Source organism: Providencia sp. 21OH12SH02B-Prov (assembly GCF_027362595.1).
GTDB lineage: Bacteria > Pseudomonadota > Gammaproteobacteria > Enterobacterales > Enterobacteriaceae > Providencia > Providencia zhejiangensis.
Window position 1 is genome coordinate 3,465,212 of the sequence record NZ_CP114796.1, and the last position, 15,902, is coordinate 3,481,113.

Genomic DNA, 15,902 nt, shown 5'->3' on the forward strand with positions numbered 1-15,902 from the left:
CCTTATAGAGTTGACAGTAATGTGTGATTTATGAAAATAAGAATTTATTTTATGGTGTGATTTTAAATCACACCATTTTTCTTAATGAGTTAGAATTTTAATTCAGCCGTAATACCTACGACTCGCGGCTGTTGATATGTTGTATATCCACCTGTAATAACTTTCACTTTTTTATCTGAATCAAAAGTATTATCAGCGTAAAGTGCTACTCTTCCATATTTAAAATTATAAGCTAAATATGCATTAGCCTGTGAATAGGCATTAATTTTTGACTCTTTACTATTTGATACAGAGGAATAATAATCGCCTGTGTAATTTACGTTAGCCCCCACCTCAAATCCCCTTGGTAGTTCATAACTCCCCCCTAAATTTAATGTATAACTTGGTGAGCGACTTAATTTATTATTTTCATAACTTTCATTTTCTTTATATTCTTTGATCTTAGTTTTGAGTAACCCAAGACCTGCGTATAAATTTAGTTCATCGGTAGCTAACCAATTAACATTTAGTTCTGCTCCATATGTTATCGCTTTATTCGCATTATCAACGACCGTATTGCCTGAAATATTATAGTATGGCACTTGTAAGTCTTTATAATCATTATAGAATATATTGGTATTGACACTAAGGCGCTTATCGTCAGAGATCCATCTATGGTAGAGCTCGTAGTTCCATACATATTCAGCATCATATTCATATGTTGCAAATGGAGGTTGAAATGAAATGCCGGCTCCCCCAGGATTATATCCCCTTGCAACCTTAGCCCCGACACGTTGATCATTACTGATTAAATATGCAACATCAAATTTTGGTAAGAAGATATTTTCTTTATCTTTGTAGTTCACGGCAAAAAGACTTCCCCCAGTTCGTGAGTGTTCTTCTTGCTCATAACGTGTAGATATGTTTACTTCAATATTTTGTACTGGCTCAAATGTTAGCTCACCATAAACTGCCTTTGTCGTCGTCTTATCTTTATATGAATTTGGAACCACGAGTAATACTCGCTCATCCTGAGGCGCATTAAAATAAAATAGCCCAAGCAGCCCTCTATAGCTTCCATTATCAAATTTTAATATCGGCTCAATTTGTGTTTCATGGCCTTCAACCCTTGCAGGTCCCCCTGTGGGTAGTGAATAACGGTCCTGAATATAATTTGTATAAATTGCTTTATTTTCAAATTTCCAGTTATCGTTTATTTGGTATCCCATATCCCAAATGTTTGTAGCCGATCTAATTTGGAATACAGCACGGTATGTATCCGCTACCGTATTAGATTTAAATTCGCCTTGCGGTGCCCGAGAGTCAATATGGGAAAAAGTGTAAGAAGTGTAGAAATCGGGTAATGCTGAAGGTAACCATACCAATTTAGCTCGAGTCGTTGTCGCTTCGAATTTACTCGAATCACCAGCAGGATAGTAATCAGCCAATTTTTCATATGATTTTCTCTCTTGCCTATCAACACTTAGACGGAATAATAACTCTTCATCAACAACAGGCCCAGAGACCATGGCAGCATATTGTCGACGATGCTGATTTCCATAATCTACTTTTACCGCACTTTCATATTCATTTATCGGATCTTTACTTTGCATCACTATTGCACCTGCAATAGCATTACGCCCATGAGCATAACTTTGAGGACCGCGATACACTTCCACTTGCTTCATGTCCCATAAAGATTTGGTACCAAAAGCCAATTCATTGTAGTTTGAAGTCCGTCCATCAATTTGGACATTTATACGTGGTCTTGCACCAGTAAAAAACGCCATCGCGCCAGGAGATACTGAGCCATCGATACCTCTAATGGTCGGTAATTCATTACCTAACCCCGTATCAATTATATTTGGTGTCTGTTTAAGTATTTGTGTTAGCGAATATAAATCGGGACGTTTCTCTAATTCTTTAGCTGTGATGATATTAATACTAGCACCGGTCTCAACAGCTCTACGATTAAACCTTTCACCTATTACAACTATTTCATCAGAATTTTCTAGGTTATCCGTATTTTCTGTATTGTTTTTTTTATCTATCTCATTCGCGACACTCAATGAGCTAGAACAACAAATGAGAAGTAAGCTAAGAGAGCTTAATTTAAATTTAACTTTATTCATTTTTAATAGACACCTAATATGTAGTTGATAAATTATATAGTAAATTCAAAATGCTATATTATAGTTATATATAAAAACTCACCTGCAAAGGCTATCTTTATATTTTAAGACTTAATTAAATAATAGAGTTTAAATATATATATAAGCGGAACAAGTAAATACATCTAACAGATTAATATTAATGATTTGACATATCCTTGCGTATAACACGCTAAATTTTTTATTTTTATGTTCCATCATATCCATATAAACATGATGAAACTATTATCATTGTTAATGAAATGTTACAACGAAAAACCTAGCTACCGCCCAAAATAATCCAATAGTCCCCTCATTAAAATCAGCACTTTTATTAATGTTTTTGCAAATGACAATGATAATGATAATTACATTCATTTCTTTTAGCGTGCTTGTAAACTTATGTCAAATTAGCAATAAGTGCGTATTACCTTTAAGCACCATCATTACAACTAGTTGATTTATAAGTTTAATTTAGATTGACGGTTTGACGGGGATTTGTTTAGGAATTATCTTAGAGTGAAAAAAATCAGATCTAGATCTGATAAAATAAAAGTGGTGTAGATAAGAACATAAAATATACTTTATGTTTGTGTGGGATTTCTTAAGCGTTAATTTTAAATGTTTATCTATTCTTAGGCAGGAAAATTTTCGTTAAAGAAACAGTTTATCAACAAAAATAATAAACCTTATTAATTACAGCTATTAGGTTATCATAGGCTCGAATTATCTCTTTCATTTATCTTTTTATTACTCTAGCTACTCTACCATTTTGATATTATTCGATGTAAAAACATGATTATCGATAACTCTATATTGAATATTTATTTCATCTCCCACATTCCATCTCTTAGCAAGCTTTTTTGTTAAAACAAATTTCAAATTATCATGGGTCAATTCAATCAACATGGCTGTATTAAAATCAAAAACCTCCCTAACGTCTTTATAAAGAGATTTAAATATTGACTCTTTTGCAGAAAAAATTAATGTAACAAATAATTCCTTTGGAAATTTTATTTTTCTATAGATATCGAATTCATGAGCGACCAAAACTTGATGCTCAGTTTCTTTACATAAATCAGAACTTATAACTTTTTCACAATCAATACCAATATTGGTATGTGTAGACTCACTCGCTATACAGGCAGCTGCTATCGATTCTGTATGGGTAATTGAACCAATGATCCCATTTGGCCAACAAGGACTTCTATCAGGATTGCTGATAATTTCGTAATGCTCTTCCGTTTTATACTGCTTTAATGCCATTTTTGCACAGATCCGCCCTGCTAAATACTCACACCTGCGTTTAGGAACCATATTATTGAAGGCTAATGGCAATGCGACTTGATGAAAAGTAAAATCTGTTTCATCAATGTCGGTTATCTCGAAACTTATCTGCCTACAGTACACATGCTCATTTGGCAAAAGGAAATCAGAGGGCAATAATGAATACTTGAAGTGACTTGATAGTAAATGCATCTAATTTTCCAACTTAGACAAATATAAATGAGCACTTAAAATAACGCGACACGCGGATGATGGCAACGACCTTATTTTTCGCTATTTTTAACCAAAATATACTCATTCGCCTTTGAATACACTCGCAAAAAGATGCACTATTCATCTGTGCTTTTCATGAATATCATATATCGAGTCTAAAAGATTGTTCGTTAGTTAATAAACTAAACGTTATGATTATACTTACCTGAAAAGCAATTCTCTTTTTCACCTTTAATAGCCGATGGACAAAATATATGAAATCTTGGCCCTATCCTAAAATTGTCGCTCACCGTGGTGGTGGTATGCTAGCACCAGAGAATACCCTTGCAGCTATTGATATTGGTGCTAGTTTCGGTCATACAATGATTGAATTTGATGCAAAACTATCTCAAGACAAACAAATATTTTTACTCCATGATGATACGCTTGAACGTACAAGCAATGGCCAAGGTATCGCGGGTGAGTTAGATTGGGAACAACTGTCAAAAATTGATGCAGGAAGTTGGTTTGGTCAAATATTTGCAGGTGAGCCATTACCATTACTCTCTCAGGTTGCAGCACGTTGCCAGCAATATGGAATGATGGCAAATATCGAAATAAAACCAACCGAAAATTTAGAATCAGAAACAGGAAGAGTTGTTGCACTAGCCGCACGTCAATTATGGCAAAAACAAACAGCGCCTTTACTTTCCTCTTTTTCCATTGAAGCATTAGAAGCCGCTCAGCAAGCAGCACCTGAACTACCAAGAGGATTGTTATTAGATGAATGGCGAGAAGATTGGCAAGCGCTAATAACACACCTTGATTGTCTATCAATCCATTTAAATCACGAATTACTCGATGAAAAACGCATTAAGCAACTAAAAGACTTTGGATTATATATTTTAGTATATACGGTTAACTCTCCTGTTCGTGCCTCTCAGCTTTTAGCATGGGGTGTCGATGCTATCTGTACAGACGCGATTGATATCATTACTCCCAATTTTGGCGCCTAGTTATCGAACAAATGAAAGTGAGTGAGTATGAACGCCATGTATTATTTGTTTTAATATATGGCGATCTCCAAACTAACTTTCCCATAAATTGCAATGTTTGGGTGAGTTTAATATTAATCACAATTGCCTATTGGATAATATTTATCAAAAGCAACAATGTATTTATGGCTTTTCTTTTTTAATCTTGCGTCCCGATACGCCTGTTGGGGTAACAAGTAGAGTACATAAGGAATATCATCTTCATTAGATTCACAATTATCATGTAAAATGACTCTAAAATAGGTATTACCCGTATTTTTTAACACACCTTCATTTTGCCTAAAGTCATATTTGAAATTAGGATTTTTAGGCCTTACTACTAGATAGGTTTCTAAGCTTATCGTTGGATAGAATAATGGCTGCTTTTTTTGTGCCCCAGAATTTTTTACTTCAAATGGCGTTTCACTGATAATAATTTTGTAATAACGTTCTTGGTCATCTTCTTTTCCACGATAAAATATTTTAAAAAACTCCCGTTCTCCCGGTAGTAAAATTTTCTTTAAGGGTGTAAAAATAATCTCTCCATTACTGATTTCTTCTCCAACTTCATCGTTCCCTGGTTTATCAATCTTATATGCACTAAAGCTATATAAGTTAGTTGTTTTTGTATCATTAACATATGACTTCGACAAAAACGTCTCACCTGATTCTATAGAGGAAATATCAGCATCAATGTATAGCCCATAAGCCTGCTTATAGAATAAGAGTAACGCCATAAAAAATAGGCTGCCCAGTAAAGAATGACCATTGTTTTTTAGCATATCATTGACCACACTAAATTAAAGTCAGTGTATTTATTCAAACATAAGAGATAACACGATTCTCGAACAGTACTATTGAATATCTGGACCTGTCCAAATGGCTTTCACGACTACCGTTCCGCTAGCAGACACTGTTCCGAGCCAATCAATACCATCTAATGTAAAAAATGAGTTGGAATCATTCATGGGAAACGATAGATCTAAATGAGTTCTATAAAAAGAGCCTAAATCTTGATTAGGTTTATCCCATGGCGTTTCTTCCCAAAATGCATTTTTCAGTGATATTTCATTACTATCGCAATTTGCTCGATAAGAAGACTGTGAGCCATTTTCATTTTTAAATGATAAATAAGCAGAAAAAGGCACTTTGAATTTGTCATCATCCGAAGAGAAAAGGCAATATGTTCGTCCTTTTAAGGTTATCGTTGGACCATCGACTTTTGCTGTAATTGAATCCGCCTGTCTTGGGCCACTTGTCGTCACAATGTAATTAAATTCAATAGGAGGTTCATCATTTCCAACCTTTCCTGTTTTAGATTGCTTCGGGTTAAAATCTGTTGGTATAATGCTAATTCCATAATCTCTAGGTTTAATAATTAGCATATTGGAAGGTGTAAATTCATAATAGCCTGATTCAGGTACCGCAGTATTTGTAAATGAAAAGGTAAAAAACTCTTGGCTATTAGTAAAATCAATACCTCTAGATATTAGTAATTTCAAAAAAGTGTTCGATAAAAAAATAGATACATGCTTATTACTATTTTGAAAATAATAGTTTGCTTGATATGTTGTATTATAATTATACCACCGATTTGTCCCATCATCAGGGCCTATCAGAATACTGTTTGCGGCTGGTGTAAACGGTATTAGTGTTGAATTTATTTTTAAACTCAGACGAATATTATTAAATATATCGCCTTTTGTTTCATGATCTATAACTTGGCAAATAATCCCATTTTGATTACCAATAATACCTATACGGCAAAATTGAGAACCAAGACCAATGCTTGGGTTACCATTACTATCAATAAAAATTTCTTGTAACGCCCCCGTTGACGTTAATTTGATATGACCTGATTTCGTAATATTAAATTCATGAGAAGCAATAATGTTCCCCCCAACACTTCGACAAGACTCCCCCTTACTTGGATCGTAATCTGTCGTGGTCATACAAGCTCGATAACTGTATGTCTCTGCTGAACCAACAGGTAATGTGAGAAAATATTGATATGCAGAATCACTGAATATGCCTCGAGCATAATTGGACTGGCCATTCGTATTACTCTGTACGATTTTATACGCGCCATCTTTACCAAGATACTGAGCTGGCCAATACCCGCTATTATCATTGCAATAACCCCGCATACATCGGTTTCCCGTAAAAGGTCTATCTATTTGCGAGTTTTCTAACCAAATATCAATATTACGATTCGCGACAATTCCAGTATTCACATATCCCATATAGCCTAAACTTCGCTGTGAATCACCAGAATATCGAGTATATTTATTCGATCCCGAGAAACGCGGGTCTGTTGTTCTTGGGGTAATAAAAAATTCATTGTCAACGTTGTTTTCTATAAAAACATAGCTATTAGACACATTCGCCCCAATAGCAGTCACACTTGTTAAACCATTTAATATGGAGCAAATGAAAAATATAAAAAGTATATTTTTATTCATTTAAAATTCTCACTATCTTTTTGCAAGAGATGATTGAGGTTCGCAGGTGACATCACCAACCCACAAAGCACCGCGTGCACCTTCTAAATTTAAATCTGCCTCACAAATTGTTTTTTCATCATCTTGTAAGAGAGAAATGACAGGATAACGAACATCGACATCCATTGAAAATTCACCGTTCTTATCGGTTCTTGTTCTACCAATATGATTACGAATTGAAGCATATTTAATAAATTCACCGTCAGGTGATTTGAGTCGACCAAAGACGGTGACGAGTTGCCTAACTTCGGGTTGATAGAAAGCGATATTACCCGGATATAATGTCACAGACTTATTTCTTCCTGAAATAATGTCAAAACTATCTTTAGATTTCCCATCATTCATTAATTGAATCTCATAATCTGAATATGGCGATAGTGGAATAAACGTATTTTTCCCACTAATTGGATAATTTTGACCGTTAACTTTTGCAACCATGCTGCCATTACCCGTGATCGCTGAATTTATAATGATCCCTGATTTACCTTGTTGACCACTAGGCATGATCGTGCCATCACTATAAGCAATAGAACCTCTAGACGTTAAATTACCATTTAGCCTATCACCATCAGGACGATTAACTGTGATCGTTCCTGAGTTATATTTCATATCGTAAGAAGCATAAGCTAATGTAGAAAAATCAGACTCGCCATTATTCTTGTCACGGACTAACTTCGAAACAGAAAGCCCTGCATTTGTAATTGGTGAATCTTCAAAGTTCTTATTCGCATAAATATTAGCTTTGATATTACCATTGGTCGATGAAACCCCCGTGCTTAACCAAGTCGATAGGGGCAATGAGAAATCGAGATTAATGTATTTTTCGTTTGTACTGCTTTGGTTATCATAATGATAACGTTGAACGCCAGCTCTTAATCCAACCGTACCATAACGACCAGAAAATAATGTATTGCCATATTCATAGTTAATTGAATCGCTGCCTACACGACGGTCTTTGGTATTACTGATAGTAAAAGTCCCTGCTCGATCAATAATTTTGTCAAAATTGAAAGTACCACCATAGGAATAGCTATCCGCGTCATAAAGGGGTAAATCGCCTTTAATAACTGTTTTTTCTCTTGATGCCCACAGAGAACCGTATCCTTCAGGTATCGTCAGAGAAACAGTTCCAATATTTCTATGGCTACCATGATTTTCCATCATGCCTTGCCATGAAAGAGAGATGTACTCATTTAAAGCCACATTGATACTGGTTTCATTAACAAAAAATTTGTCAAAACCATAATTAGACATCGTTAAGCTTAAACCGGACAGTACCGGAAAACTTCTAGCAATAGAGATACCTAATAAATAACTCTTTTCTGGTGATTGGCTATGGGAATTTTCATTTCTGACATAATATTTTTTATCAAAATCAACATAGCCGCCGTATAATTCCCAGTTTGTTTTATCGAAATTTCGTCCTATCGCTCCGAATGACTTATTAATCGTTTGGTTCTGTGTCGTTACTACTTTGCCATCTACAACCGTTTCAATGGTGACATCATAAATACCATAAGGTAATACACTCGTATCAACCTCATAGTTACCCATCGGGAAATTTTGGATATTTAATAACTTGCCCTGCCGATAAATTCGAACCTCACCAGGACTATTTAAAAACGCATATATCGGTGTTAGCGATTGCTGTTTATTTGCCACAACACTTGATGAGTGATTACCAATTGATGCCGCATAAATTTTACTACTACTTAGCGTTGTTAAACTGGCAATAGACTGTAAATTCCATGTACTCATCAGACCTAATGCAAAGCGAAGACCATTAAAATCACGCTCATACATAGCCCGATAAAGCTCAACGTTAGAATTTGACTTGCCAATACTATAAGCTGAAGCATTAATATTTATATGATGCTCGGCAGCGGCAAATAACGTATCTAAATTGAAATAGCTACTGGATGAGTTTTTTGCGTTCTTTACATGGCTTTGGAAAACCCCCAAATCATAATTGGCAACGGCTGAAAACCTATTTACTGACGAATCACCAAGTGAAAATCGTCTAACGCGCTCTTTAGGGGAGAATGCTGCTTTATCTACATCTAGAGATAAGTTAAATGAAGATATATTCAATTTCAAAGTCGCATTACTATCAATAGAAATATCACTGTTTTCGTCAAAAAACACATTATTCTTCTTTTCTAATGTTTCGATAAGTAAGCTATTTAATTGTGGTCCTTGTGTTGAATCAATAAGATGAATACTTGCTAATTTTATTTTATCATGTTCAATAACAATAACTGCATCGGCAATTTTATCTTCGCTTTGATTGCTACTAGCCGCATCGTTTAATCGTAAGAATACTGGCACAGACATGCCTTCCTCTAAGGCCATAACAAATGCAGGAGGAATAATATACCCGCCAATTTTAATGCTTTTTATGTCATTAGCATTAATAGAATTGGAAAAAATAATACTCATTATTGATATAGCAAGAACACTCTTACGCATGATTAAAGCCTATTATTCATTATTTGACAACAATGAACTCTCCTTTGTGCCAAATACCTACACTAGATTTCTTATTTGTGAGATCGACAAATTGTAATTTCACCGCTAAATTAGGCATCAAGTAATAACGCTCTCGACATATCCCATCCACACCACTTTTTTGTTTTGATGCTAAACAAGGACCAGATGCAACAACTCGAAACGTACTATTTCCTGTATTAGAAATCTGTGAGTTTGCATATTTATAATTGAATTTTTCTATTCTAGGCGATACGACAAGTATGGTACTAATTGTTGCTGAAGTCGTCGCCGATGCAGATTTCGCGCTTTTTGTTGCCGTGCTTTCTCCAATAGGATCGTCTTTCCAATTTAAGCGATAATAACGTTCTTTATCGTCTTTTGGCCCTTGATAAATAATTTTAAATACATCTTTAGCATTTCCTGGCAAAATTAAATTGGCAGGTGTTGATAATATTTCATTAGGATCAGTTACTGATACTACTTTTCCATTATCTAAAGGCGAATCTATTTTTTCGATAGTTAAATTCACTAATCTTGCTGTATTAACTGTATTTTCGACTTCTTTGGCTAATGTATCTTGGCTTGAGTCAATAATTTCAGTAATATTACCGACATTAACAGCCAAACTATTTTTCAATGGTAATAATGATAATAATATTGCGGCTACAGTTGTTTTCTTTATCATAATAAATAATTTAAAAAGAAAGACGATAAAGATACTATATCCTTATATTATCTTTATCGTGTCAGTTAATTAATAGACTAAGCGAATCAACAATTATGCTTCTGGAGCCGGCTCAACAGGAGAAAAATCACCATCCCACGTAGCAGTAAATTGAACTTTTACATCGCCATCCCAAGTACCATCAGTGAGTGAATTAAAGTCAGCTGCTGCACCTTCTGATTCAGCACCCGCGATAACGAATGTAAATTCACCACGGTCAGTTGCACGCTCAGAGCCATTGAAAATACCATCAGCAGCTAAGTTATCTAATCCAGATGTCAGATTTTTTGAAGTATCAATCAATACTGTGTCTGTTGTTTTACTGAGGTCTTCACCATTCCATTTAACACCAACAGTGAGTTTAGAATCATCCGTCGTTCTTGCTAATGTATTAGCAACAATCTTTGATGCTAATTTAAAATCTGTTGCGCCTGCTTGCCCTTGAATAGCAATGTCGAACGCACCATTTTGTTGGTTAAAGCTTTTTTGACCTTCAGCATAATTAAAGGTTAGGCTTTTTAATGGAGTTACAACTAACATGCTCGTTGTATCTTTAATCGCTGTTGCTTGCCAAGTTGCAGTTGCTTGAGCAGTACGAGTCTCAGCATTCGCCACTGTGGCAAAAGAAGCTGCAATTAATGATGAAAGCACGATTGACGTCACTTTTTTATTAAACATATTATTCTCTCTATTTTTATCTATTACACAAAAAAATTAATTGCATAGCATAAAGAATACTGTCATCAGGATTCTTTATTAAATACAATAAAAAACCATGATAATCATTCTATTTACTAAACGATTAATGGATCAAAACACATAGGATATAAAAATAAGCATCTACCCTAAGGTCATTATTAAAAAATATATGATTTGAAAAACCTAATAGTTATAATCAGTTCCAAATTTTATTGGAGACATTATTTAAGATATGATAGTAAACCCTATCTTTTTTTATCGCATCTTTAATTCTTTCGTTATCATGCTCATCCATTACTGCATTAAACAAATCTTTCCATGTTTTATTTAATGCCAGCAGTATGCCATCTACCATTTCAAAAGTAAGTTTTGTCTGGCCGGTTTCATAACGAGAAACTTGCTGTTGACTAACATTTAACATTGTAGCTAGCTGGTAACCCGAATAGTTTTTTTCTTTCCTTATTCTTCTTATATACGCCCCGATTTTTTTATTTATTTCATCTGCCAGATAATCCATAAACCTTACCCTATATAAGAATAAATATGATTTTTGAAATACTTTAATGGATAAATCAAATTCACGCTCAAAATTTATTGTGGGGAGATAGTAAAACTAACATGTAAATTTGTATAATCGATTTCGATAATCAAAACCCATAAATAGAAAGTGGAAAGCTATTAAAATAAGTATTCTTAACAAAGACAGAAGACAAAAAAGCAAAAAAATCAACATTAACAAGAAGATATATGTATAACCTTTTTAAAAATAAGGTTTTATATTTACATTTAGACATAAACAACAATATTCAAACAGAAAAATTACTCCGATAATGATTAATTTGTTCAAAAATAAACCTAGTAATTATCTATTTGCTCAGTAAAAGTACTCCTTATAGGTGTTATTACTCATATTCAAACATTTTTTTAGGATTTTTCTGACCATAACCTATGTACAACAGAAAGCGCGTTAAGTTTTCCCGCGATCCCCTACAACAATATATTAGCCATAATTCATGGCTAATACTTGCTTACTAAAAAGATAGAGCACGGAAAGTCCAATAGAGCAGATGAGCACTCAGGAAGAACAGAGACTGATTGGCTTAATTTTTATAAATAAGGTTTGAAAAGCGTGACGTGTGCAAAAGAAAGATAAGATAAAAATGTTTGAATGGCGAAATACTCGCTTCCTTTTAATAATACAATGGCGGCATAAATCAAAATTAGTTTATAGCCGTTACATTTGAGCTATGTGCTTATCATTTCTTTTGATTAGTTAAGATTACTTTATGTTTGCTTTTTATAAGAAAGGTTTAGCTTGATGTGCATCAAAGAGAAATGAGATTAGATTAACTGTTCTATAAAAAATTTCAGCTCATCCATTATGTAACGAATAAGAAACCACTCTTACTTTGTTGTAATGAATGAGCTGTTGGGTAATGTGAAATTCAACAGTATTTATACATCTCACGTAAATAACGTATTTTAATCCATGTGATTATGCACTCTAGATTAAAATTAATGCCCGATAGAATCCGATAAATTATTGCCATAATGCGGTACTGAAAACTGCATTCAAAGTATTACCCATTTAAGAAGACAAGCAAAGATAAAATTAGTTAATGATATAACGTTATGACCAATAGTATTTCGGTGTTTTATTAAGAACCTTCAGATATATATTATTCTCTTCTATCGTTTTTTCAGTCACAATCTGATTGTTAACGTTAACAGTTTTAGCTATAAAATCAGCCCAATCACCGTTTAACTCTATCATTAATTGATTAATCAACGTGATATTATAATTCACTTTACCCGTTTCATAACGAGAAAGTTGCTGCTGGCTCAAACCAAGCTTTTTCGCTAATTGGTAGCCAGTCATTCCATTTTTTTTCCTCAAATTTTTAAAATATAACGAAACAATACTATTTAGTTCTCTATTATCCATTGATATATCCTTTATATTTTTAACACACTTTAAATTATACATCTAACCCGCAATATTTAAAGTCTTTTTCACAAGCGAGCACAATGAGATAAAACAATGAAAATATATTAATATTCAATTAGATAAAAAATAACGCATTGCAAATGTTAACGTTAACTTAAGAATATATATAAAAGACACAACTTATTACAAATTAGATATAACAACACATGCTAGATAAATAAAAATATTCCAATGACCTAGCATATGTTGACGACTTGATATATTAACTGGGCTATTAGCTATTACTCACATTAAGCTTTAATGCCGCGGCAATTGCGATGGGAGAAAGGGTGACACTCGCGGCTAACAAAGCAGCCAAAATAGCTAAATAGCTATTTAGTGGCATATTAAAACTATAAGCTTCCATTGTTCCGGTTGCATAAATAAGCACGGGAATATATAAAGGCAACACAAGTAAACTGACAAGCACCCCGCCCTTTTTCAGAGATACCGTTAAGGCGGCACCGATCGCCCCAATAAAACTCAAAATAGGCGTACCAAGTAATAAGGTTCCTGCGAGTACTAATAGCGTGCTCGCATCAAAAGAGAGCATCAATGCAGCAATAGGTGATAATAAAATTAAGGGAACCCCCGTTACACACCAGTGTGCAATCACTTTCGCGAGTACCGTTATAAAAAGTGGATGGGGGGCTAACAATAGTTGCTCTAATGAACCATCCAAATAGTCATCCTTAAATAGACGCTCAAGTGAAAGTAATGAGGAAAGGATGGCTGCGACCCAAAAGATCCCTACGGCAATACGTGAAAGTAACTGAGGCTCAGGCCCAATACTTAAAGGAAATAATGTAATCACTATAAGGAAAAACCATAGAGGGTTCACTAATTCCGAAAAACTTCTAAACGCTATTTTTAGCTCTCTTCTGAAGACTAACCAAAACATTATTCATACCCGCCTGTCAGTTTTAACGTTCCAAAGTGTCCCGACATCGCTTGATGGGAAGTGAATAGAATTATTCCCCCCTGCTCTGCATGTTGATGAAAGCGTTCCGTTAAGCGTTTTACTCCCGCCACATCAATCGCTGTAAAAGGTTCATCTAATACCCATAAAGGGGATTCACTTAGCCATAGTCTTGCTAAATTAACTCGACGCTGTTGCCCAGCAGATAATTGACCGACAGGAATATCTTCATAGCCTATCAGAGACACTTCTTCTAAAGCAGACCATAAACCCTCTCCCGCTGCATGTTTATGATGCATTTGATAGTAAAACTGAAGGTTTTCATAAGGAGTGAGTAATGATTTGACGGCGGGTTTATGCCCTAAATAGAGTAATTGACGAGTAAAATCTTCTTTTAACTGATGAATAGATTGCTTTTCCCATAAGATGTCACCTTCATCGGGCTTTAAAAGTCCAGCTATCATGCGTAATAACGTCGTTTTTCCTGCGCCATTCGGTCCTTCGACTTGGAGAATTTGTCCTGGTTGCACAGTAAAATTAAGCTGCTGAAAAAGCACTCTATCTTGCCGCTGACAACTGATTTTCTCGGCAGTTAGCATAGTATATTGTTCCTGTTAGTTGCTCGGTGCTATTGGCTTTTCACCACTTTATTTAACAGAATATCACTAATACTTTCATTCGATATTGTTTCACCGCAAAGCACCTTCATCAAAACTTCTCCCCCGAGTGAAGATAATGAAAACAGCATATCGGGGTTAAGTAGACGAATTTTATCCATATTGCTTTCTTGGTTAACCAATACAATGGTTTTGACCCCTTCCTTCGCTAGCTGTTTCACACCTAATAAAGCGAAAGTACTCAAAGCATCACTATCCGTCATGATTAAAACGTATTTAGCCTGTTTAACATTGGATTCAGCTAATAGCTCAGTGCTTGTCGGATCCCCCGTCACAATATTATCCTTCTCAGGATAGTGTGTTCGATGGCTCTCTTGACAAATAACCGCAACAGGCAGTTCTCGGCTTTTGAGTCCTTGATAAACACTTACCGCCATCGGTGTACTACCGATAACAACATAATGATTTTTCATATAAGAAAACCTCTTACGAACAATTTCCTTTGTTCCCTTAGCGAGTAACCCAACCACATAAACCACTGATGTTGTAAAAATGGTAATACCAAGAATAATAACAGTGACCGTAAATACCCGAGCATCTGTTGAAACAGGAACAATATCGCCAAAACCAACCGTCGTCATACAGACTAAAGCAAAATAAAATGCGGTCGATCCATCTTTAACCACAGGCAAAAATTCATCACCAATATAAAGCGTGCCAAAAATAGAATAGAGCAACAAAGCGATAATACAGGTTATTGCGACAAAGCCTGCACTCGTTAAGCTGTGATGATGATAGCGTTTCCAAAATACACTAAGAGCGATAAATAGCGCTAATGAGAAGTAGCCTTGATGCACATTTTCCGTTGCAATTTTTAAATCAACAAATGAAATAATGGCTAATAGCAACAGTGAAAAAACCCAGGCTATTCGCGCACCGTTGATCATAAAAAATGATAAAAAGACTAAAGATATTCCTAATAGAAAGCGGGGAATATCCAACAATTTCATAAAGCCGAGAGATTTAAGCCACTCAGTGAAGCCATTGGTTCGCCAATCAATATAGTATGTATAGGCACCTAACACAGGCTTAATGATCATATACCCATCAACAATGATGAGTATTGATATGACTAATCGAATAAATAAGGATGATTTCAGAAAAACAATAAATGCGTTATCTGACATTTTTCCTTCACCCTCTGATCACCTAGAATTACATAAACTCCTATATATCACATGTTGGTCAATGATGTTAGTTTGAATGGCGTGCTTCATTTAACTTTTAGCTCAATCTATTCATTTTTATTCTTCCTTGTACCCG

13 protein-coding genes are annotated in these 15,902 nt (G+C 34.8%); 1 reads left to right on the top strand and 12 read right to left on the bottom strand.

Features of this window, described 5'->3' with window-relative positions; all coding sequences use genetic code 11:
• Positions 1–89: 89 nt before the first annotated feature.
• The gene (locus tag O7C57_RS16125; RefSeq protein ID WP_269723341.1) at positions 90–2,111 is read right to left on the bottom strand and encodes a TonB-dependent receptor; all 2,022 of its coding nucleotides are present in this window, start codon (positions 2,109–2,111) and stop codon (positions 90–92) included.
• A 777-nt stretch (positions 2,112–2,888) separates the two neighbouring features.
• A complete protein-coding gene (locus O7C57_RS16130) occupies positions 2,889–3,608 on the bottom strand; it encodes a 4'-phosphopantetheinyl transferase family protein (RefSeq protein ID WP_269723342.1) in 720 nt (239 codons plus the stop codon).
• A 275-nt stretch (positions 3,609–3,883) separates the two neighbouring features.
• On the opposite strand from O7C57_RS16130, the gene ugpQ reads away from it, so the two are divergent.
• The gene (gene ugpQ / locus O7C57_RS16135) at positions 3,884–4,624 is read left to right on the top strand and encodes a glycerophosphodiester phosphodiesterase (protein ID WP_269723343.1); all 741 of its coding nucleotides are present in this window, start codon (positions 3,884–3,886) and stop codon (positions 4,622–4,624) included.
• Between the two features lie 113 nt (positions 4,625–4,737).
• Here ugpQ and O7C57_RS16140 read toward each other — a convergent pair whose 3' ends face one another.
• The 10 genes from O7C57_RS16140 to O7C57_RS16185 form a co-directional block, all read right to left on the bottom strand.
• Positions 4,738–5,424, bottom strand: a complete 687-nt coding sequence (locus O7C57_RS16140; protein ID WP_195848161.1) for a fimbrial protein — start codon at positions 5,422–5,424, stop codon at positions 4,738–4,740.
• A gap of 72 nt (positions 5,425–5,496) precedes the next feature.
• The gene (locus O7C57_RS16145) at positions 5,497–7,104 is read right to left on the bottom strand and encodes a fimbrial protein (RefSeq protein ID WP_230085829.1); all 1,608 of its coding nucleotides are present in this window, start codon (positions 7,102–7,104) and stop codon (positions 5,497–5,499) included.
• A gap of 12 nt (positions 7,105–7,116) precedes the next feature.
• Positions 7,117–9,612 carry a TcfC E-set like domain-containing protein gene (locus O7C57_RS16150; RefSeq protein WP_154623298.1) on the bottom strand — a complete coding sequence of 832 codons (2,496 nt, stop codon included), beginning with the start codon at positions 9,610–9,612 and terminating at the stop codon, positions 7,117–7,119.
• A 19-nt stretch (positions 9,613–9,631) separates the two neighbouring features.
• The gene (locus O7C57_RS16155) at positions 9,632–10,318 is read right to left on the bottom strand and encodes a hypothetical protein (protein WP_154623299.1); all 687 of its coding nucleotides are present in this window, start codon (positions 10,316–10,318) and stop codon (positions 9,632–9,634) included.
• A gap of 93 nt (positions 10,319–10,411) precedes the next feature.
• Positions 10,412–11,035 carry a common pilus major fimbrillin subunit EcpA gene (gene ecpA / locus O7C57_RS16160; RefSeq protein WP_154623300.1) on the bottom strand — a complete coding sequence of 208 codons (624 nt, stop codon included), beginning with the start codon at positions 11,033–11,035 and terminating at the stop codon, positions 10,412–10,414.
• Between the two features lie 217 nt (positions 11,036–11,252).
• Positions 11,253–11,573: a helix-turn-helix domain-containing protein gene (locus O7C57_RS16165; protein ID WP_154635647.1), complete on the bottom strand. Its 321-nt coding sequence runs from the start codon at positions 11,571–11,573 to the stop codon at positions 11,253–11,255.
• Between the two features lie 1,113 nt (positions 11,574–12,686).
• Positions 12,687–13,001 (bottom strand): helix-turn-helix domain-containing protein, encoded by a 315-nt coding sequence (locus O7C57_RS16170; RefSeq protein WP_154635646.1) that lies wholly within the window; start codon positions 12,999–13,001, stop codon positions 12,687–12,689.
• Positions 13,002–13,278: 277 nt separating this feature from the next.
• Entirely contained in the window at positions 13,279–13,944 is a 666-nt protein-coding gene (gene ccmB, locus O7C57_RS16175; RefSeq protein ID WP_154621793.1) for a heme exporter protein CcmB, read from the bottom strand.
• Positions 13,944–14,561, bottom strand: a complete 618-nt coding sequence (gene ccmA / locus O7C57_RS16180; RefSeq protein WP_154621792.1) for a cytochrome c biogenesis heme-transporting ATPase CcmA — start codon at positions 14,559–14,561, stop codon at positions 13,944–13,946. Before ccmA ends, ccmB begins: the two co-directional genes overlap by 1 nt.
• 29 nt (positions 14,562–14,590) lie before the next feature.
• On the bottom strand, positions 14,591–15,766 hold the full coding sequence (locus O7C57_RS16185; RefSeq protein ID WP_154621791.1) for an ion channel: 1,176 nt from the start codon (positions 15,764–15,766) through the stop codon (positions 14,591–14,593).
• Positions 15,767–15,902 lie beyond the last annotated feature (136 nt).